This window comes from Paenibacillus sp. 32O-W (assembly GCF_007679495.1).
GTDB lineage: Bacteria > Bacillota > Bacilli > Paenibacillales > NBRC-103111 > Paenibacillus_L > Paenibacillus_L residui.
In genome coordinates this window covers 22,086-40,223 of record NZ_VEGP01000016.1, presented here as the reverse complement: position 1 = coordinate 40,223, position 18,138 = coordinate 22,086, and the positions used below count along the sequence as shown (strand labels likewise).

Annotated in this window: 18 protein-coding genes; 9 read left to right on the top strand and 9 right to left on the bottom strand. The window is 49.7% G+C overall.

What is annotated here, in order from left to right:
- Positions 1–29: 29 nt before the first annotated feature.
- Complete coding sequence (locus FS806_RS08825; protein WP_144934658.1) at positions 30–509, bottom strand: hypothetical protein; 480 nt, start codon at positions 507–509, stop codon at positions 30–32.
- A 251-nt stretch (positions 510–760) separates the two neighbouring features.
- Between FS806_RS08825 and FS806_RS08820 the strand changes: the two genes are divergently transcribed.
- Positions 761–1,660, top strand: coding sequence for a hypothetical protein (locus tag FS806_RS08820; RefSeq protein ID WP_144934654.1), 900 nt, complete (start codon positions 761–763; stop codon positions 1,658–1,660).
- Positions 1,661–1,850: 190 nt separating this feature from the next.
- Positions 1,851–3,044 (top strand): class I SAM-dependent methyltransferase, encoded by a 1,194-nt coding sequence (locus tag FS806_RS08815; RefSeq protein ID WP_144934651.1) that lies wholly within the window; start codon positions 1,851–1,853, stop codon positions 3,042–3,044.
- Positions 3,045–3,574: 530 nt separating this feature from the next.
- Here FS806_RS08815 and FS806_RS08810 read toward each other — a convergent pair.
- The 6 genes from FS806_RS08810 to FS806_RS08785 all read right to left on the bottom strand — a co-directional run bounded on the left by FS806_RS08810 (position 3,575) and on the right by FS806_RS08785 (position 9,916).
- Positions 3,575–4,291, bottom strand: coding sequence for a response regulator transcription factor (locus FS806_RS08810; RefSeq protein ID WP_144934648.1), 717 nt, complete (start codon positions 4,289–4,291; stop codon positions 3,575–3,577).
- The gene (locus tag FS806_RS08805; RefSeq protein WP_144934644.1) at positions 4,263–5,522 is read right to left on the bottom strand and encodes a sensor histidine kinase; all 1,260 of its coding nucleotides are present in this window, start codon (positions 5,520–5,522) and stop codon (positions 4,263–4,265) included. Before FS806_RS08805 ends, FS806_RS08810 begins: the two co-directional genes overlap by 29 nt.
- 128 nt (positions 5,523–5,650) lie before the next feature.
- A complete protein-coding gene (locus tag FS806_RS08800; RefSeq protein WP_144934642.1) occupies positions 5,651–6,997 on the bottom strand; it encodes a GerAB/ArcD/ProY family transporter in 1,347 nt (448 codons plus the stop codon).
- Positions 6,978–7,235 (bottom strand): hypothetical protein, encoded by a 258-nt coding sequence (locus FS806_RS08795; RefSeq protein ID WP_144934639.1) that lies wholly within the window; start codon positions 7,233–7,235, stop codon positions 6,978–6,980. The genes FS806_RS08800 and FS806_RS08795 overlap by 20 nt, the downstream gene beginning before the upstream one ends.
- A gap of 4 nt (positions 7,236–7,239) precedes the next feature.
- Complete coding sequence (locus FS806_RS08790) at positions 7,240–8,421, bottom strand: Ger(x)C family spore germination protein (RefSeq protein ID WP_186328282.1); 1,182 nt, start codon at positions 8,419–8,421, stop codon at positions 7,240–7,242.
- Entirely contained in the window at positions 8,402–9,916 is a 1,515-nt protein-coding gene (locus FS806_RS08785; protein ID WP_260982035.1) for a spore germination protein, read from the bottom strand. The genes FS806_RS08790 and FS806_RS08785 overlap by 20 nt, the downstream gene beginning before the upstream one ends.
- A gap of 166 nt (positions 9,917–10,082) precedes the next feature.
- Here FS806_RS08785 and FS806_RS26655 point away from each other — a divergent pair, with 166 nt between their 5' ends.
- The 7 genes from FS806_RS26655 (at position 10,083) to cdaS (ending at position 16,235) form a co-directional block, all read left to right on the top strand.
- Positions 10,083–10,955: a phospholipase D-like domain-containing protein gene (locus FS806_RS26655; RefSeq protein WP_260982032.1), complete on the top strand. Its 873-nt coding sequence runs from the start codon at positions 10,083–10,085 to the stop codon at positions 10,953–10,955.
- Positions 10,865–11,575, top strand: coding sequence for a phospholipase D-like domain-containing protein (locus FS806_RS26650; RefSeq protein WP_260982031.1), 711 nt, complete (start codon positions 10,865–10,867; stop codon positions 11,573–11,575). Before FS806_RS26655 ends, FS806_RS26650 begins: the two co-directional genes overlap by 91 nt.
- A 93-nt stretch (positions 11,576–11,668) precedes the next feature.
- Entirely contained in the window at positions 11,669–12,124 is a 456-nt protein-coding gene (locus FS806_RS08775) for a MarR family winged helix-turn-helix transcriptional regulator (protein WP_144934630.1), read from the top strand.
- A 226-nt stretch (positions 12,125–12,350) separates the two neighbouring features.
- A complete protein-coding gene (locus tag FS806_RS08770) occupies positions 12,351–13,565 on the top strand; it encodes a stalk domain-containing protein (RefSeq protein ID WP_186328281.1) in 1,215 nt (404 codons plus the stop codon).
- Positions 13,566–13,695: 130 nt separating this feature from the next.
- Positions 13,696–14,586, top strand: a complete 891-nt coding sequence (locus FS806_RS08765; protein ID WP_144934626.1) for a PhzF family phenazine biosynthesis protein — start codon at positions 13,696–13,698, stop codon at positions 14,584–14,586.
- A gap of 61 nt (positions 14,587–14,647) precedes the next feature.
- On the top strand, positions 14,648–15,256 hold the full coding sequence (locus FS806_RS08760) for a transglutaminase-like domain-containing protein (protein ID WP_144934623.1): 609 nt from the start codon (positions 14,648–14,650) through the stop codon (positions 15,254–15,256).
- Positions 15,257–15,611: 355 nt separating this feature from the next.
- Positions 15,612–16,235 (top strand): sporulation-specific diadenylate cyclase CdaS, encoded by a 624-nt coding sequence (gene cdaS, locus FS806_RS08755; RefSeq protein WP_144934620.1) that lies wholly within the window; start codon positions 15,612–15,614, stop codon positions 16,233–16,235.
- An 11-nt stretch (positions 16,236–16,246) separates the two neighbouring features.
- On the opposite strand, the gene ligD is transcribed toward cdaS, so the two are convergent.
- Together ligD and FS806_RS08745 are read right to left on the bottom strand one after the other, a co-directional pair.
- Complete coding sequence (ligD, locus tag FS806_RS08750; RefSeq protein ID WP_144934767.1) at positions 16,247–17,131, bottom strand: non-homologous end-joining DNA ligase; 885 nt, start codon at positions 17,129–17,131, stop codon at positions 16,247–16,249.
- A gap of 92 nt (positions 17,132–17,223) precedes the next feature.
- Positions 17,224–18,138, bottom strand: coding sequence for an ATP-dependent DNA ligase (locus FS806_RS08745; RefSeq protein WP_144934617.1), 915 nt, complete (start codon positions 18,136–18,138; stop codon positions 17,224–17,226).

Genomic DNA, 18,138 nt, shown 5'->3' with positions numbered 1-18,138 from the left:
AGCGGAACCGCGCAAGATGTGGATCAGCTTCACTTATTGGACGGCTCTTCAGCGATGTGCTTCTTGCCGTTAAAAAGCGTTTCCGTTAACGACATTAATTTCTCGGCTATTTTTCCGTAACCCAAGCCTGCCAGGAAAGCAACGCCGATTCTGGCTTTTTCGTCCGGCGATACCAGAATGGGGAGAATACCGCTCTCCAGCAAAAGAATGACAAAAACAGCCGTGCCTGCACAGAGTAGAGGGCGGGAAAAATACCATAGAAACCATTGCATAGTCGATTGACAGCTATGAAATTGATGCAGCATCCTCACAGCATATAAAGTTCCTCCGTTCGCGCCGGCCCAGGCATAGATCAAATAGCTCCGGATTTCGGGAAGGCTGAGTCCCAGCCATTGCCCCTGCGGCGCTTTATTCCCCATCCAATAGAGCAGCCCGTACAAGCTGCCGGCAAACCATAGCAGAAGATAGACGAATAAAATGAGCTTCCATTTGCACCCCGTTTGAATCATCTTGTCCAACCCCCTCTTGCTATCATATTTATGATAGAGAACAAGCATTGGAATGGGACTAGTGTCCAGCAGCCGCAAAATATTAGCACACTGTAAAATGGCATGGGGGATGATCAACGTCACAGCGCCGTAAAGCGGGTCGGGAGAGTTCCGCTTTGAGCAAGAAAAAGAAGCAGCATAAAATCGGCAGGAAAATCGAATGCTAAGATTGCGTCATTATCCATTTCTCCAAAGAAAAGGGGGAAAGCAAAATGAATAAAAGCAATCGCGGAGGACGATGGCTGAAGGGGCCAATTATTCTTGCCGGCTGCCTATGTTTATTGGCGGCTTGCTCGAGTTACCAGCAAAGTCATGGATTCAACGGATATCGGGGCAGGGAATTCAAGCAGGAGATCATGCAGGAGAATATCCGTAAACGACAAACTCCACGCATGAATGAATTAAGAAGAGCCCAGGGGGAAAGATCGGGAACCGGGCTGATTTCGCCTCATACCAATACGAGAATGGAATGGAGTCCTTATCTGGACGAACAAATTGCAGCTATGGACGAGGTCGATAACGCTAAGTCCGTCGTTACCGATAGATATGTCTATGTCTCTGTAGAGCTTAAGGAAGAGGCCAAGCGGATGGATGCGGGAACGGCGGATGGAGGAAGCGGTATGCTGAATCAGAGGGAAGAACCGTACCGTGAGCAGGTCGGCCCGGAGATACGCAGCGGAATTGCGGGCAACGGACATGACCTGGATACGAGAAGTTCCGGCTTTTCCAGAACAGGGAACCTGACCGCACACCCGCATGGCGAGCTTCATTCTTCCAGCTCGGACGCAGATTTATCCAATATGCCGGTAGCCGTTAAACAAAAAATTGTCCAACGGGTGAAAGAGCTCAGCAGTCCTTCTCTTCATCATGTATTTGTATCGGCGAACGATGAATTTCGGGCGCAGCTCATCAAGCTTCAGGAGATGGAACAACAGCAGGGACAGACCAAGGACCAAATTGTGCCCGCCCTGAATTCTTTAGCTACTCGTTTCTTTCCGGACACGGAAGGGACGGGATCTTACGGCGGCAGTTCCAGTGGCGGTAAAATCGGCCGCCCGATTACAGGCAGTGACGGAATGTACAGTCCCAGCACAGGAGTCAGACAAAGATAGCTTTGAGCGAGAGCATCCCCGCTTCACGGGTGAAGGGAGGGGATGTTCTTTTCTTGCCCGGATTTCGTTCGAGGATTAAACCTGAACCTGCAATCATGCTATACTACTAATTGCAGAATGTTAACTTTCCTGGCATGACTGGCAGGCGGAACCGTTCATACACGACCGAAAATATAAAGCGGGGAGACTTATGACAGACAATCTAAATGACGACAATCTATATCGGCTAGCCGTTGAGTTGATCCATAATGAAACACTCCTCCAAGCCACATTGAGCAATAAACGGAGGAAGGAGCCGCAGCATGCGGATAAAGTGAAGATGAAGCCAGTTATTCTCAAGGGAGAGCGGAAATACCAATTCACATATCAGGTCGGACCGAAGGTCATACATGAAAACCGGAATGCGGATCAAGCGGCAGACCATCTAGCGCAGCTTCTTCGTGAACAGTTCAAGCAAGGCTTGTGGCAAACAGCAGAGGCGGACTATCAAATTTTGGTGAATAAAAAAGGCAAGGCCGCTATTCTTAAAAAGCCGGCTACCAAAAAGACAATAGAATTATCTCATAACCGGAAGAAAAAATATTTGTTGGAGGAAGGAACGCCCGTTCCTTATCTGGTTGAGCTGGGTGTGATGAATGCCCAAGGGAAGGTTCTTGCGGCGAAATACGACAAATTCCGGCAAATCAACCGCTTCCTCGAATTGGTGGATGATGTTGTCAGTGAGCTGCCCCGCAACCGGCCTATAACGGTTATTGATTTCGGCTGCGGCAAATCTTATTTGACCTTTGCCATGTATCATTATTTAACCTACATAAAGAAATTAAATGTACGTGCCATCGGCCTTGATCTTAAGGAAGATGTCATTGCGCACTGTTCGTCTCTGGCGGCTAAGCTGCAGTATACGAACTTAAATTTCTATGTCGGCGATATCAGCCAATATAACGATATTAATGAAGTGGATATGGTCGTCACCCTTCACGCCTGTGATACGGCGACCGATGCCGCTTTGGACAAAGCAGTCCGTTGGGGAGCCCGGGTCATCCTGTCCGTGCCCTGCTGTCAGCACGAGCTGTTTAAGCAATTGGATAACCCGGTGCTGGCTCCCATGCTGGAGCATGGGATCATTAAGGAGAGGCTGTCGGCTCTGGCCACCGATTCCGTAAGAGCCAGACTGTTGGAGCTGGTTGGCTACAAATCGCAAATTGTAGAGTTCATCGATTTGGAGCATACCCCCAAGAACCTGCTGATTCGGGCGGTGCGGCAGGCTGTCTCCGAAGAGAGTCTCCGGAAGCTCGCAGCGGAGTATAAGCAATTCAAGCAGTTCCTGCATATCGATCCTTACCTGGAAAGAGCCTTGCAGGATCGTCTGCAGGGCCTCCTATAGGCGAAGGCCGGAGCAAGCTCCGGCCTTTATTGCTTCCACGTCTTTTTGGAGAAAACCGCGGAGTGCCCTATTCTAGAGCAATAATGCACGTCTTTTTGGAGAAAAGACGCCACATACCTGATTCTAGAGCAATAATGCACGTCTTTGGAGCGATTTTTGCGAAATGGCCCCATTTTGTGAAAAAGACCTGCACATTTGAGCGTCTTTCGCCTTCTTTTTGGAAAAAGGCACGATTTTAATGTATTTCTGCTCGTCTTTGCGATGTCTTTACTGACCCGGATGCGACGTATAGCTTTCCCTCAGGGCTCCGATAGGAGTTTTTCTCATAGTATAAGTTTTCGTCTATACCTGTTCTTACCAAATTAGAAAGTTTAAGTTCATTAAAGCATTAAAATGGAACAACTTTCTAATTGGCATAAAAAGCTACCTCTAGTACCGGGTTATTCATCTTCGAGATGGCTCCGTTAGGTGCTTTTTTTATATTTCATCGGTAAACGCACCTGTTCTAAGGACGGCATAGCTGTTTATCCTCATAGTATTCCTTCGTCGTTCGCTTTTTTGGCTGCCTGCATCCGATCACGAACATCCATCTTGGAATAGATGCTGGAAATATAGTTCTTCACGGTGCCCTCGGACAAAAATAGCTTGACGGCAATTTCCCGGTTATTCAGGCCTGCGGAAATCAACTGAAGCACCTCCAGCTCCCGTTCACTAAGCCCGTAAGAGAACTTGGGCAATTCTTGGGGCGCTGGCTGCAGTTGGGCGCTATGGCTTCCGTGTGAATCGGTGGCTGAGCTGCTTCTGCTTGCTTCGGCGGATTCACCGTTTTTGATCTCTTTCACCAGCATTTTTGCAATATCCTGCGGAATGAGCGTTCCCCCGCTATGCACCCATTTGATGCCCGAGACCAGCTCCTTCGGATGAATGGCCTTAAGCAAATATCCTTCCGCTCCCGCATCCAGCGCCTGAACGACATAATCGATTTCCTGGAACGTAGTGAGGATGATAACCCGGATATCCGGCCACTGCTTCTTAATCTGCCGGGTAGCTTCCACTCCGTCCATCTCCGGCATATGAATGTCCATCAATACGGTGTTGGGCTGCTTGCTGGAGCACAGGTCCACAGCTATCCTGCCATTCTCGGCGAGCCCGACGACTTCGATCTCCGGATCCATGTCCAGTACGATATGGAGACTCTCGCGGATTAAATCCTGATCGTCAACCAGAAGTAACCGAATCTCTTTCATCTATGGTTCCCCCTTGTGATTTGATACCGGCCCGCGAATACGGGATAGTGCAGGTGACGGTCGTCCCCAGCCCTTTATGAGAGTGGATCTGCAAATTCCCCCTCCAGGCGGCGAGCCTTTCCTTCATGCCGTTCAGACCGAACCCCGTATGGATTTTGTCCGAGCCGAGGCCGTCATCCTTCACCTTCAAGGAAATTTGTTCATGGAGATAATTGATTTCAATGAGCACGGATGCAGCTTGTCCGTGCCTCTTGGCATTCGTAAGAGCTTCCTGTAAGCAGCGGATAATGGTCAGCTTCAGCTGCTGGGGGAATTCCCCTTCCTCCCCGGACGTATCTACTCTGACCGAGGTTCCGGTATGAACCGCGAATTCGTTGGCCAATCTGGAAATTTGCTGAGTCAACGGCGCGTTATCTTCCAGTGGAGCAATCTGGTGGATACTCTTGCGGACTTCGTCCAATCCGTTGCGCGTAACCTCCCGCAGCACCTCCAGCTTGGCCTTGGCTTTGTTCGGGTCCAGCTCGATCAAATAGGATACGGCATCCATCCCCATAATGACAGAGGTGAACGTATGGCCTACCGTATCGTGAAGCTCCCTGGCCAAGCGGTTGCGTTCCTCCAGCAGGGTCAGGTTTTCCACCTGGCGGGCATACTGCTCCAAGGCTTTGTTTTGCTGGCGGATGAGGTCGTATTGCTTAACGTTCTCTCCATACAACTGCTTCATTCTCAGGTGGGAGGTCAAGATTCTTTGAATCCCCAATCCCATCACAAAGCTTACTCCATAGGAAGTGAAAATTTGGAGAATAGCCAGCAGCCCGGGCTGATCCATCAACCAAATCGATATAGAAGGGTGAATGACGAGAAAGCAGGGCACCGTCCACCAAATATTTAACCGGTTAGAGAGAAATCCGACGATAATGAGCGGATAGGAGAGCAGGTCAATCATTTCCAGCTTATTGAAGTATAAATAATGCTGAAATCCCCCTACTGTCAGAAGAACGGTTAGGGGAAACCCCAGCATATGCACATAACCCGGCCTCCAGAAGAGAAGCGGGAGCATAAACAGGGTGAACAGCAGCGATGCATACTCCCAGGGCCGAAGCGTCGACATACTGCCCTTATCGAACATGAAGCATGTAGTGATACTGCCGATCACCCATACAGCGTAAAATCCGAGCATAATCCATTCGGACCAGTGCCATCTTCTGCGTTGAACCATTTCCTGAGCCATAAGCTGAACCACCCGAAGAACCGTTATTTCCTTTATTGTACTCGAAAAATAACGGTGGCCATAGTGATTCCGGTCACAAATCGTTTTCCTCCGTCATATGACTTTTGTGGCCAAAGGAATGCCGGGGGTTACCCGGCTTCCGCCCTTTTCTTCTCTTTAACGACACTGAACAAGGCTAGTATCAGGCAGGCTCCGTAGCCAATGGCACAGAAGGTCCTAATCCAGGGGGAGATATAGGAGATGGTCATACCGAGTATTAGTAACAGCATGGAGGAGAGAATCGAAATATTGGTCACTCTGATCCAATAACCAAGCGGCTTCGGAGGCTTGCCCGACCGGTTGTTTCGCTGGTCCGCGGTTGACGATTTGGATTGGGATGCCGTCTGTGGAATCGGAACCGACGGATGCCGCTTCGCAAGAAAAAACAATAGCAAGAACAACAGAGGCTGCACGACAATGACGTAGGCCGGATACGAGTAAAAGGTGAACCGGCCAAGCTCGACAAAATTAGTGAAGGTTATCAGGATGGTCAGCAGCAGAAACCACCCTGTCGAAAGTGAGAGCAGAGTCGGGTCGTTCTTGGAGGTAAAGGCACTGATCCCGATAATGAAGGCAGTAAAAGAGACCACGACGTTAATGATCGCTGCCGGGAAATAGATGCTGAAGGCAAATACATCTACCCGGTCCATGAAGTCCGTAATGTTGATCTGGGCGACCAAAGAGTATATCGGAAAATTCAATCGGGCCAAAATATCGGCCCCAAAGACGGCAATAGCTGTTGCAATAACGATGGTTAACGAAAAAGCCGACAGGATGACACCCAAACGGAAGCCGGTCAGCAGATGCTTCGCGTTCTGGACCGTATGGAGAAAAGCTCCAAAAACAATCAGATCCCCGAAGCGAATGGAATTTAAAATGCTCCCCAGCGCCAATTGTGCGGGGGTTTGGGTAAATACCGGCTCCCATTGGCTGGCTTGGATTTCATTAACCAATAGAAGCGGAAAAAAGAGAATGATCACGAAGGCGAAAGGAAATACGATTTCATTCACCCTCGAGATGACCTCTATACTCGATTTTCCGTAATAAACCATGACCAAAATGAACAGCATGATCAAGATTTCCGGCGGTGTCTTCTGCAGGAGCGTAGCCCGCAAAAACATCGTCGTTGCGAAGGAATCCCGGGCAAAGATGAACCAGATGTTAAGCAGCACCAGGATGTTGATTATGCCGCCGCCCCATTTCCCGGCCACAATGAAGCTGATTTCGAACAGATTCTTGCCGGGAAATTTCTTGGACAGCGAATAGAAGAAATAACAAACTATGAAGGAGAGCAGCAGCGACAACGAATAGGTGAAAATAGCATCGTGGCCGGTGCTGCGCGCCAACTGCTGGGGATCGACAATGATCCCGGCCGTAATAATGGAGGAAGCGATAATTAAGGCCAGTTGGCGGCTGCTAATGACCTGACGTGACATAGTAAATTCCTCCTGTCCAGGCTTTGACCCAATAATATACCGTATTGTTCATTAGCGATACGGGAGTAGGAGGTCTATACTGCATAAATAAGGCGAAGAACAGCAGAAGGGTTAGCGTATTTATGGTAACGAATATAGCCATCATTGATTTCGATTTTGATTGTTTGATTTTACGGAAATCGATGGCGATCCAAATCAGAAAACCGATTATGAACAAAACTTGAAAAATCGGATCCATAGATTTACCCTCCTCTCACAATATTTTCGGAGATCAATCCGAACTCGCTGATGTCCGCCTTCACTTTGACGTCAAACTCCGCTTCCTTAAGTAATTCTCTCCAATTCGGCTCTAGCTTTTTCCATGTTATCGGATCTTTCCGGAACAGCTTCAATCCGAGTTCCGCGGAATCCGCCCCCGATTTCTGAATTAACCGGATCGTATCCATCACCTGAAGCCGTATATTGTCGGCAGCGTGTTTCTTCACCTTCTCCATGACCAGCCGGTTCGTCAAATCTTCCTTCGATTTATTCTCGTTCAATCGCAACCTGGCATCTATACGGATATCGAATCGGAGACGGCCGTCCTGCTCCACGATAGGCTCTATTTTGGCATTGGAACGAATAACGGTAAAAATAAGGTTCTCCGGTTTGTTCAAATTAACGACGACGGTGATCGGCCGAATGTTGTTTTTCAACCAGGATAATCCCATGGCGGATTCCCGCGCCATCACGTCTACCATTCGGTCCTCCAGAAATTGGGCGTACCCGAGCAGTTCAATTTCCTCGGTTCCCTTGCTGTCCTTTTCCTTCAGCTTCTTTACTCCCATATATGGGAGGACCGCATCGCTCCCATAATGGCTTAAGGACATGGCGGTATTCTTTACGTTAGTCGGCACGATTTCTCCCTGCTTAACCATTTCCCGGATGGCTTCGCCGGAGAACCTCTCCAGCTTGGGCTGGGATTTCATCAGGCTTTCTGCCGTCCCCTTGGCCACAATCATGTAGGAGGAAAGCCGGTTCTCCGGTCTTCTGGCAACGATATCGAAGACGTCCTCTATCCCGCTCCTCGCCATCTCTTCTCCTATAATGAGAACCCGGTAATGACCGAATTTCAGTCTGCGTGACATCCGGTCCTGTAGCTGGGCATAAGCTTGAACAAAAGTAGGGGCAATTTCCGAATCGATATAGTCGGCTCTGCCGCTACCGCCCGTGCCTCCCCCGCCGCCTTGAGTGCCTCCTAATTGGGAAGCCAACGGAATCTCTAGACTCACCCGTATGTTTCCATCCTTCTCCTTATCCACCGCAATGGCCAGTACGATGGCAATATCATTAATTTCAATGCGGTCCCAGCAACCGGTCAACAGGAGAGATATAGACAAGACCAGTGCCAGGAGCTTTCTCCGGTTAAGGGTTCGGATCATCATCGGAAGCTCCCTCCTGATCATTTTTCTGATGGGGGTGCGAAATGTTCTTCCCCTTTAAGCCATTATCCCGCTTAATAGTCTCGGGCAATTCTTGGCCGATTCGGATTTGATCCTGAGCCCCTACGAAGCTGGGACGGGTGGTAAGCTCCCATTGCGGCGCACGGATCAGAACGTCCTTGAGATCAGACCACTTGGTCGGGCCTAAAGGAGATAAGTAGGGGACGCCGAAGGAACGCAAATTGGCCATATGTCCGAGGACGATCATTATGCCGAACAGGATGCCGAAGATTCCGAAGATGGAGGCCAGAATCAGCATCGGAAAGCGCAGCATGCGGATAGCGATAGCCCCGTTGAATTGAGGAATCGTGAACGATGCAATTCCCGTAATCGACACTACGATAACCATAGGGGCGGAGACGATTCCGGCTTCGACCGCCGCCTGCCCGATCACGATAGCCCCAAGGATACCGACGGCGGAACCGACCGATTTGGGCAGGCGGACACCGGCTTCCCTCAAGGCCTCGAAGATGACCTCCATAATGAAGGCCTCGACAACCGCGGGAAACGGAATGGCTTCTCGGGATGCGGCTATACTGAGCAGCAGGGAGGTCGGGATCATATCCGGATGAAAAGTCGTAATCGCAACATATAGTGCCGGTGTAAACATCGACGCAAAAAGAAATAAATAGCGGAGCCAGCGAATTAAGGTTGAAATCTGGAACCGTTCGTAATAATCCTCCGCCGTCTGCATCAACTGCATGAATATGGTCGGAAGAATCAGGGCGAAGGGGGTACCGTCCACCATGATTGCTATCCTTCCCTGCAGCAGGGCGCTGGCCAGCACATCGGGCCTTTCCGTATACTGCATCTGCGGGAATGGAGAATAGGCGCTGTCCTGGATCATTTCTTCGATGTAGCCGGACTCCAGTATGCCGTCTATATCGATTTTTTCCATCCTTTGCATGACTTCATCGATCAATGCCGGGTCCGTTAATCCGTCGATATAGGAGACAATTACGTTCGTATTGGTATGCTGTCCTAACACCAGGGGCTTCATTTTTAACCGCGGCGATTTGATCTTGCGCCGCACGAGAGCCGTATTCGTCCGCAGGTTTTCGATGAAGCCTTCGCGCGGCCCGCGAATGGTGATTTCGGTGTTTGGTTCCGAGACAGACCGGGTGTCCGGCCCCCGGATACCAAGCAGAATCGCTTGATCATTGTCTTCTACGAAGATTCCGGTATCCCCGCCCAGAACGGCGATCAGAAACTCGCCGTAATTGTCTTCCGTCGAAATCTGTGAAACCGGAAGCGTCGTAGCGACGATTCGTTCGATTTCCGACTCATTGCCCTCCATAACCATTAGAGACCGGAGAGCGTCATCCAGTACATCGGAGATGACCAGACCGTCGACAAAGACGGCAAGGGCTTGAATGTTTTTCTCGATGACAAAAGGACGGATGACCACATCCGAGCAATCGACGAACAGCTCCTTCATTAACCTTTTATTCTCTTCCAAAGAGGGGAGAATGCTCTTCTTTTTCAGGTCGTTGAGGAAATGATAATCGAGAATGTCTTCTATGGGCGATTTTTTATTTTGACGGTTTTTTGGGTACACTGGATAACCACCTAGCATTAAACTTCTTAGTTGTCGAGGTGAAGCTGTGATTTGGTTAGGCGTTCTGCTGCTTGTCATTTATCTCCAGGCCATCGTCATGGCGAGTCTGGAGTACCGCCATCCGGCCAAAGCCGTGGCATGGCTGCTGGTTCTGTTTATTTTCCCCATTGTTGGCTTTATTATGTATTATTTTATCTCCAGACGATTCTCTCACCGGCGCCATTTGCCCGTCCGGGGTACCAGCCACTTGGAGGCGGCAGCTTATGAAGGAATTACAGGAACCGAGGAGCCTGCCTCCGGGGCAGCGGGGAACTTGGAAGGGAACATAAAGGATAAGGACGGTTGTTACCTCGAGCATGGCGGTACTGCAAACCGCAAACCGGCCGCCGCAGGGGATCAGCAATTGGACAGGCTGCTGCGGTCGGTTCCCGGGCCCGGAATGACTTGTCATAATGAAGTCACCGTATTAACTAATGCTGAAGAAGCTTATAAAGCGATATTGGAAGCTATCGGAATGGCGGAAGATCATATCCATCTGGACTATTACACCATTCGCAACGACGGGATTGGCCGAAGGTTCAAGGAAGCCTTGATCGCGAAAGCGAGGCAGGGGATTGAGGTGCGGGTCATCTATGATGGAATCGGCAGCTACGAACTGGATGAGGCTTACCTCGGGGAGTTGCGGGCGGCCGGAGTAGAGACGAAATGCTTTCTTCCCGCACTCATTGCTTTCCTTGACAAAAGAATTAACTACCGGAATCATCGCAAGATTGTTGTAGTGGACGGCAAGGTTGGTTTCCTGAGGGCATTAATATCGGAGATGAATATTTGGGCGGCAATCCGAAGCTTGGATTCTGGCGGGATACGCATCTTCGTATCAGTGGAGAGGCAGTCCTTTCTTTACAGGGGACATTTCTGAAGGACTGGGAATACGTAAGCGGCATTCGGATTAAGGACGAGCGGTATTTTCCTCCGCAAAGCTCAGAATCAGGCCAGCGGGTGCAAATTGTCAGCGGCGGGCCGGACGCGGAGGAAGATTCTATTCTGGCGGTCACTTTCGCAGCTATCGGGGGGGCCAAGGAACGGATTTATATTGCGACTCCTTACTTTATTCCGAATGCCGGTATCATTCAGGCGCTTAAGGTCGCTGCTCTAAGCGGAGTCGATGTCAGAATCATCCTTCCCGGAATTCCGGATACCCGGATCGTCTATTGGGCGTCTTTATCCTATGCCAAAGAATTGCTTGGGGCAGGGGTGAAGTTCTATCAATATCAGAAAGGGTTTATGCATGCGAAAGTCATCCTCGTCGACGATCGGCTGGCCTCGGTCGGAACGGCCAATATGGATTTGCGCAGCTTCTACAAAAACTTTGAACTAAACGCGATCATATTCGATCGATCGACGGTTCACAGGCTCGAGCGGGATTTCCTGCAAGATCTGAAGGATAGCAAGGAACTGAGGCCCGAGCATTATGCCCGTCGGTTTGGTCTTCATTCATTCAAGGAAATCTTGGCACGACTGCTGTCCCCATTATTTTGAAGAGCCGCCGGATCCCCGGGATAGCTTGACAAGAGCAAGGAGTAGACTTAAGATTACCCTTAATTCAAGATAACGGACAGGAAGGTATTGATTATGAATCCCACTCAGCAAGAATATGAATTGTCTTTAAAATTGTTTGTTGTCTTTTCCCGGGCCAACCGGGCGGTGGTGGACCGGATTAAGGAGGATATCAAAAATTATGGCCTCAACCCGACGGAATTCGCTGTTCTGGAGCTGCTGTTTCATAAAGGAGACCAGCCCATTCAAAATATCGGCAAGAAAATATTGCTGACCAGCGGAAGCATGACTTACGTCATTGACCAATTGGAGAAGAAGGGACTGCTGACGCGAAAGCAGTGCAAGGAAGACCGCCGCATCACCTATGCTTCCATTACGGAAGAGGGACGGCTCTTGATGGAGGATATTTTCCCTAAACATCGGAACGTCATTCACGACATGTTCAGCAGCCTGAACAGAGAGGAACAGGAGCAGATGATTCATCTGTTAAAAAAGCTGGGCCTGCAGCTGGGCAGCCAAAGCATCGACTAAGGGATAAATATGCTTGGTTCGGAAAAAGGATAAGCAATTTCATCTAGCCTTCGAATAATGCAAATAAAGGGATTGGAGCCGTTTCCGTCGAAAGATAAGGAACCGGCTCTTTTTTCATGGCTCTTATTGGATTTCCTTTCTATTTACTTTCCTGTATGAATTGCGATAACTTAATCTCATATGCCCTGTGAGCGATTGAATGGGAACAAGGAGGACACATGGGAAAATGCGGGTATCGAAAAGTATGCTTTCTATAATCGGGGTATGGCTTGCGTTGGCGGTTTGGGTCCTGCTGGTTCCATCCGCGGCCTTCGCAAACTCGAATAATGTCGAACTGCTGCAGTCCGGGCATGAACTAGTGGACGGTAAAATGATGGTGACTGCCGACGTACGTGTGAAGTACGAGGAGAATGTCTCTCTCTTGGTGGTCGGGTACGACGCAGAGGGGGAGATCATAGAAATAAAGAAGGAAGACCACTTTATAGCGGGCGGTCAGACCAAGGCCATTCAACTGCCCATGGAGCATGGGGAGGAGCTTCAGAAAGTGGATGTCCGGGCACTGGGTTCCATTACAGAGCCGTATAAAGTGTTGGAGGAAACGACGGTGGCCAAGAGGGATCAGATGGAGGCCGTCGCAGCTGTCAAGAATGGAGGCAAGCCCCAACTAATTAATGTGGTGGCTACGGCCTACAATGCCAACGGTAAGGTAGTGGAAGTGCGGGGGACCTCAAATTACGTAGTAGAGAATCGGGTATCCATTTTTAAGATCCATCTGGATGCAGTGCACGAAATCGACGAGGTTAAATTTACGGTGCTGACCGATGATCGAACCTATTTGGTTGATTCCGGGACCTACATGAAGGACGGACAGCTTGTTTTTACTTCCGTAGTCAAGAACGGGGATCAGCCGCAGAAGCTTACGGCCAGGGCAACTCCCTATTCGGCCGATGGCAGGGAGTTATCCATCCAGACCGCTGCGGACTTTATTGAAGCTAACCGTTTATTTAATCATCGCTTGACGATTAAAGATTCTAACGCCACCAGGGTGGCTGCGAAATATTACGATGAGACGGGCAAACAGGAAATTGAAAAGAGAGGGACACTGGTCACCGTTAACGGTAAAGGGGTGGCTATGGAGCAGTCACCCGTCAATTTGGAGGGGAATGTCGTTGTCCCGATAAGGGCCATTACTGAGGCTATGGGGGCGGGTCTGGAATGGGAGCAGGAAACCCGGTCGGTAACGGTTACCCGCGGGAATAGAGTGATTAAGCTGCAGAACGGATCGGAAATAGCTTATGTAGATGGACAAGAAATCACCCTTGCCGTTCCGCCCCAAATCATTAATAATCATACTATGGTCCCTGTAAGGTTTATCAGTGAAGCATTGGGGGCGCAGGTATTCTGGGATCAGAATTCCCAGACCGTGCTGATCGTCCGATAACATATTACCAAGATGCCGGCGTGAGAAAATTGACTATCGATGAAGCATCGATCCGGGAGGGTCCGGGGAAGGTCAGTTGCTCCGCCGGCTTTTTTGCCATATATAATGTTTAATACAAGGAGGAACTGTCATGAAGGAAGTAAATGTTTATCATTACGATGCTTTTTCTTCGATCCCCAACAAAGGCAATCCGGCGGGAGTGGTTCTGGATGCGGATGGATTAAGCGAGGATCAAATGCAGCATATTGCCCGTGAGGTCGGCTTTAATGAAATGACTTTTGTTCTCAATTCTGATAAAGCAGATGTCCGGTTGAGATTTTTCACTCCGGGTCACGAGATGAATCTATGCGGCCATGCTACCATAGCCTCTCTGTTCTGCCTGCAGGAAAGAGGAATGATTGACTCGGCAAATAATATCAATATTGAGACCAATGCCGGCATTTTACCTATTGAAATCATTAATGATATTAATGTAACCACTATAAAAATGATGCAGGCGAACCCGCAATTCGGCTCCTTTAACGGAGATATCGAGCGGCTGGCCCACTCCATCGGTTTATCCGTTGAAGAGCTGGACGACAGGTATCCCATCGTATATGGCAGCACCGGCATCTGGACGTTGTTAGTCCCTGTGAAAAGCTTGAGCAGCTTTAGGCGGATGCTCCCGAAGAACGAATTATTTCCGGATATACTCACCGGGAATCCGCGATGTTCGCTTCATCCCTTCTGCCTCGAGACCATAGATCAGAATGCAAAGATGCATGCCAGACATTTTTCTTCCCCCTATTCGGGAACCGTGGAAGACCCCGTTACGGGGACCGCCTCCGGAGTTATGGGGGCCTACTATTTAACTTATATGGAGCCGGAGCTTCAGGAGGCCGCTTTCACCGTTGAACAAGGTCTGGAAATGAACAGGGATGGGAGAGTTAAGGTGGAAGTGCGCAGGTCTTGTCTGGGGCAAATGGATGTACTCATATCCGGAACGGCCGTGAAGGTGAACGAGTTCCGGGTTAGTTTGTGAATGAATTGGTATAAGCCTGGGAAATGGGTTAGGGATGCCGCCCCCGGAAGGAGGAAAAGGTGTGGAATTCATATGTGAATCGGCCAACAAGGAGGATTATCTGCTGGAAACGAAGGAAGTCGATTTCAGTCACTTGGTCATAAGAGAGCAGGTCCGGAAGTGGGACAGAATGGCGCTGAATGAGCCGGAGCTGGTGAAAGAGGTGTTTGAATATGTGCGTGACGAAATAGCGCATTCCTGGGATATTCAGAGTACCCGGGTTACACGGAAGGCTTCGGAGGTTCTCATATTTAAAGAAGGAATTTGTTATGCCAAATCGAATTTATTTGCCGCCTTTCTTCGTGCGTTAGGCATTCCCGCAGGGTTTTGCTACCAAAGACTGACCATCGGGGTCGAGCCGGAGTCCGGATATTGCATTCACGCCTTGAATGCGGTGTACTTGTCGGGCCATAAGAAATGGGTTAGACTGGATTCCCGGGGAAATAAGGAAGGAGTTAACGCCCAATTTTCCATTGAAGAGGAAAAGCTGGCATTTCCGGTGCGAGCCCACTATGGGGAAGCCGATTATCCGACCATCTACGTCCATCCAAATCATAGAACTATGGAAGCTCTCATGAATCATTCGAATGCTCTAGATATGTATCTCCATCACCTTCCGACGGAAATTTAATGATGACTCCATGATTTTAGTGTGATTGGCAATTGCATAATAGAACATGCTGCTTCTAGCGAAATCATTATCAGAATTGAACATGGAGGAGGCGGGCATTGAGCGGTTTGTGCCATTCTGAATTCCAGCATAGATCACTTCTCCATTATTCGATTTAATAACGCTTCTCCAATGATTTAATGACCGAAGGTGAGCAAGTTCGAATGGGTACAAAAGGCATGATTAAGGCGCCGATAGGCTATGACAAACCTGCCGGTCTGCTGAGAAAATGGGTCTGAAACCAACATTCCTGCCGAATGTGAGTGATGGTAAACGGTCATACTGTCATAAAGGGCAAAAATAGGGATGTGATGATATGACCAATGAAGTAAGAACTCCGGACTGTGATTTTTCTCCCTTAAAAGAGCAGCTTAAGCTCGATTTACTGCAAATGAAGGAAGATATAGAAGCAAGTCTGGAAGTATTCAACAACGAAGATCGATGTGTTCTGGGGCAAATTGAAACTTTCAAGGAACGCTTGATCCAGTTGGAATCCAGGGCCGCGACCTTTTATCTGAACTGTTATTTGGCTCCGTTTACCGATAAATACGTCGATTTGTCAATAAGCATAAGACATTTGTCTGAGCGGAGGCACGGGGCCTTGATAGCGGTTGAACGCAGCGAGCCGCTGGAATGGTTAGTGCAGCCCGGTACACCGATAGGTGCGGCAATAACTTATCCGCTTCTGGAATCGATTTTCTACCCGGGCAATCCGCTTCATGACGGGGCGGTGCTGGTACGGGCGATTCAAATTATTTCCGCTGCCAACGTTCTCCCGCTCACCAATACCATGTTCGGACAGAGGAAGCTGGGAACTCGGCATCGCGCCGCAATCGGCCTATCGGAGAAAAGCGATGCAATCGTTCTGGTCGTCTCCGAAGAAACCGGGCGATCCTCCTTTGCCTATAAAGGGCAGCTTTATCCGGTGATCAACCCTTAACCTCGCAGGAGTTAGGTAATAATTTTCAGAACATGATCCAATGACTGCGGTTCAACTCGCTCGATTAAATCCCCGTACTGCTTCAGCCGTTCCTCAATGGTCAACAGATTGAATTGACGGATATCGCAATCCCGGCGGACCTCCTCCCAGAGTAAAGGAGTAGAGACGGTGGCGTGTTCCCGAGCTCTGGGAGTGTACGGGGCCGACAGAGTCTTGCCGTACCAATGCTGCAGGTAGTCGACATAAATGAGATCGCCGCGATTTTTTTTGAGCCGTTCAATGGTAAATAAAGCGGGATACTTCTGCACCAAATATTTGCCGATAAATTCTCCGATGGCACGAAGCTGTTCGAAGGTGTACTTGGGAAGAATCGGGATGAAAATTTGCACGCCGGACGCTCCTGAAGTTTTGGGAACAGATCGGATGTTCATCGAATCCAGCACGTCACCGATCAGGCTGACGGCGTACATAATGCGGGGCTCGTGATCCAAAGACGGATCGATATCCAGAATCCACTCGGACGGCCGTTCGCTTCCTATATGATGGAAGGAAGAATGGAATTCCAGACAGGCTAAATTTCCGAGCCACAGCAAGGTGGGGACGGAATCCATATTGACATAGCGGATGCCTTGGAGCATGGCCGTCTTGACGAAAGCGGGAGTCGGCTCCGGGCAATTTTTCTGATAGAACGATTTGTCATGAATTCCATGGGGATACCGGATCGTAGTCAAATAGCGATCCCGGCAATATTTCAGCAAATAGGGAGAAAGGACAATGAGCTTCTGCAAATAAGTCAGCTTGGAGATGTTCTGCTCGGGCCATAAAATTTTGTCCGGGTTGGTAATCGTCAAGTCATGCCCTTCAATTTGAACCACTCCTTTGGTGGCGCTCTTCATAGGCATGGCGCCGTATCGCCGTGCGCGATGCGCTGGCAGGCGCCCCCCTCCTCTCATAGCTTTCTATACTGCCGGTTCAAGTCTGCAGCCTTTCACTGCCGGGTCATCGGACCGAAGGTAACGATTTTGGGATGGCGCAGCAGTCCGGCATCGGTAATTTCCAGGCCGGTGACTACAATGGCAAAAGGAGTCTGCAGCCAAATGAGCCGATCCCGCCTCAAATCGGAGGGCAAGGAGGCGAAGGGGGACTGCCGTGCGCTGTCCGCAAGAGCGAAATCTTGAAGCTGACGCTTCATCTGCTCATTTAGTCCCAGTGATACCTTGCCTAAATAAACTCCGTCCATCACCATAACGAGGCTGGCCAGACGTCCTTCTCTTATCGTTACGCCGACGATCATCACTTCCAGCTGCAGTGCTGTTTTTTTCTTGTACCAATCTCCGTGCTTCTTTCCTTCCCGGTAAGTGCTGGTCAAGCGCTTGCTGACAACGCCCTCCCATTGATGCTCTTCAACCCACTTCCATAAAGACTCGCCGTCTTCATACAGGTCCGTAACGAAGAACAAGCCGTTCTTGTCCGGAAATTTGTTAAGCAGACGCTGATGTCTCTCCTGATAGGGAAGTCCGGACAGGTCCTCCGATCCGTCCTGAAGAAGATCGAACAGCACGTATTGCACCGGCTGCCTGGAACCGGCCTGGGAAATCGTCCCGGGGCTCCGCATTCTTTCCCTCTGAAGAACTTTCTGAAACACGGGACGCTGCTTGACCGGGTCGAATACTATCGCTTCCCCGTCGAGCACACACCTGCCGCCTACCGCGGACAAAGAAGCGGCAAGCTCCGGGTATACCGAGTTTTTGGAGAGCATTTTGCGCGAATACAGCTCGACCCGTCCCGCGTCGATATGGGCAATCAGCCGGACCCCGTCCCATTTCAGCTGATACCCCCAATCGGTTCCTTCGGGAAGCTGTTCGCGAAGAATGGGGGACATGGGATCAAACGGAGGGTGCAT

What these genes read in the sequence shown, in the direction of transcription:
- FS806_RS08765 (WP_144934626.1), top strand. Translation starts at nt 13,696, where the DNA reads ATGAAGGAAGTAAATGTTTATCATTACGATGCTTTTTCTTCGATCCCC.
- FS806_RS08810 (WP_144934648.1), bottom strand. Translation starts at nt 4,291, where the DNA reads ATGAAAGAGATTCGGTTACTTCTGGTTGACGATCAGGATTTAATCCGC.
- FS806_RS08790 (WP_186328282.1), bottom strand. Translation starts at nt 8,421, where the DNA reads ATGATGATCCGAACCCTTAACCGGAGAAAGCTCCTGGCACTGGTCTTG.
- FS806_RS08775 (WP_144934630.1), top strand. Translation starts at nt 11,669, where the DNA reads ATGAATCCCACTCAGCAAGAATATGAATTGTCTTTAAAATTGTTTGTT.
- FS806_RS08820 (WP_144934654.1), top strand. Translation starts at nt 761, where the DNA reads ATGAATAAAAGCAATCGCGGAGGACGATGGCTGAAGGGGCCAATTATT.
- FS806_RS08745 (WP_144934617.1), bottom strand. Translation starts at nt 18,138, where the DNA reads ATGCACCCTCCGTTTGATCCCATGTCCCCCATTCTTCGCGAACAGCTT.
- FS806_RS08770 (WP_186328281.1), top strand. Translation starts at nt 12,351, where the DNA reads ATGCGGGTATCGAAAAGTATGCTTTCTATAATCGGGGTATGGCTTGCG.
- FS806_RS08785 (WP_260982035.1), bottom strand. Translation starts at nt 9,916, where the DNA reads ATGAAGGAGCTGTTCGTCGATTGCTCGGATGTGGTCATCCGTCCTTTT.
- FS806_RS08825 (WP_144934658.1), bottom strand. Translation starts at nt 509, where the DNA reads ATGATTCAAACGGGGTGCAAATGGAAGCTCATTTTATTCGTCTATCTT.
- FS806_RS08805 (WP_144934644.1), bottom strand. Translation starts at nt 5,522, where the DNA reads ATGGCTCAGGAAATGGTTCAACGCAGAAGATGGCACTGGTCCGAATGG.
- FS806_RS08795 (WP_144934639.1), bottom strand. Translation starts at nt 7,235, where the DNA reads ATGGATCCGATTTTTCAAGTTTTGTTCATAATCGGTTTTCTGATTTGG.
- ligD (WP_144934767.1), bottom strand. Translation starts at nt 17,131, where the DNA reads ATGAAGAGCGCCACCAAAGGAGTGGTTCAAATTGAAGGGCATGACTTG.
- FS806_RS08815 (WP_144934651.1), top strand. Translation starts at nt 1,851, where the DNA reads ATGACAGACAATCTAAATGACGACAATCTATATCGGCTAGCCGTTGAG.
- FS806_RS08800 (WP_144934642.1), bottom strand. Translation starts at nt 6,997, where the DNA reads ATGTCACGTCAGGTCATTAGCAGCCGCCAACTGGCCTTAATTATCGCT.
- cdaS (WP_144934620.1), top strand. Translation starts at nt 15,612, where the DNA reads ATGACCAATGAAGTAAGAACTCCGGACTGTGATTTTTCTCCCTTAAAA.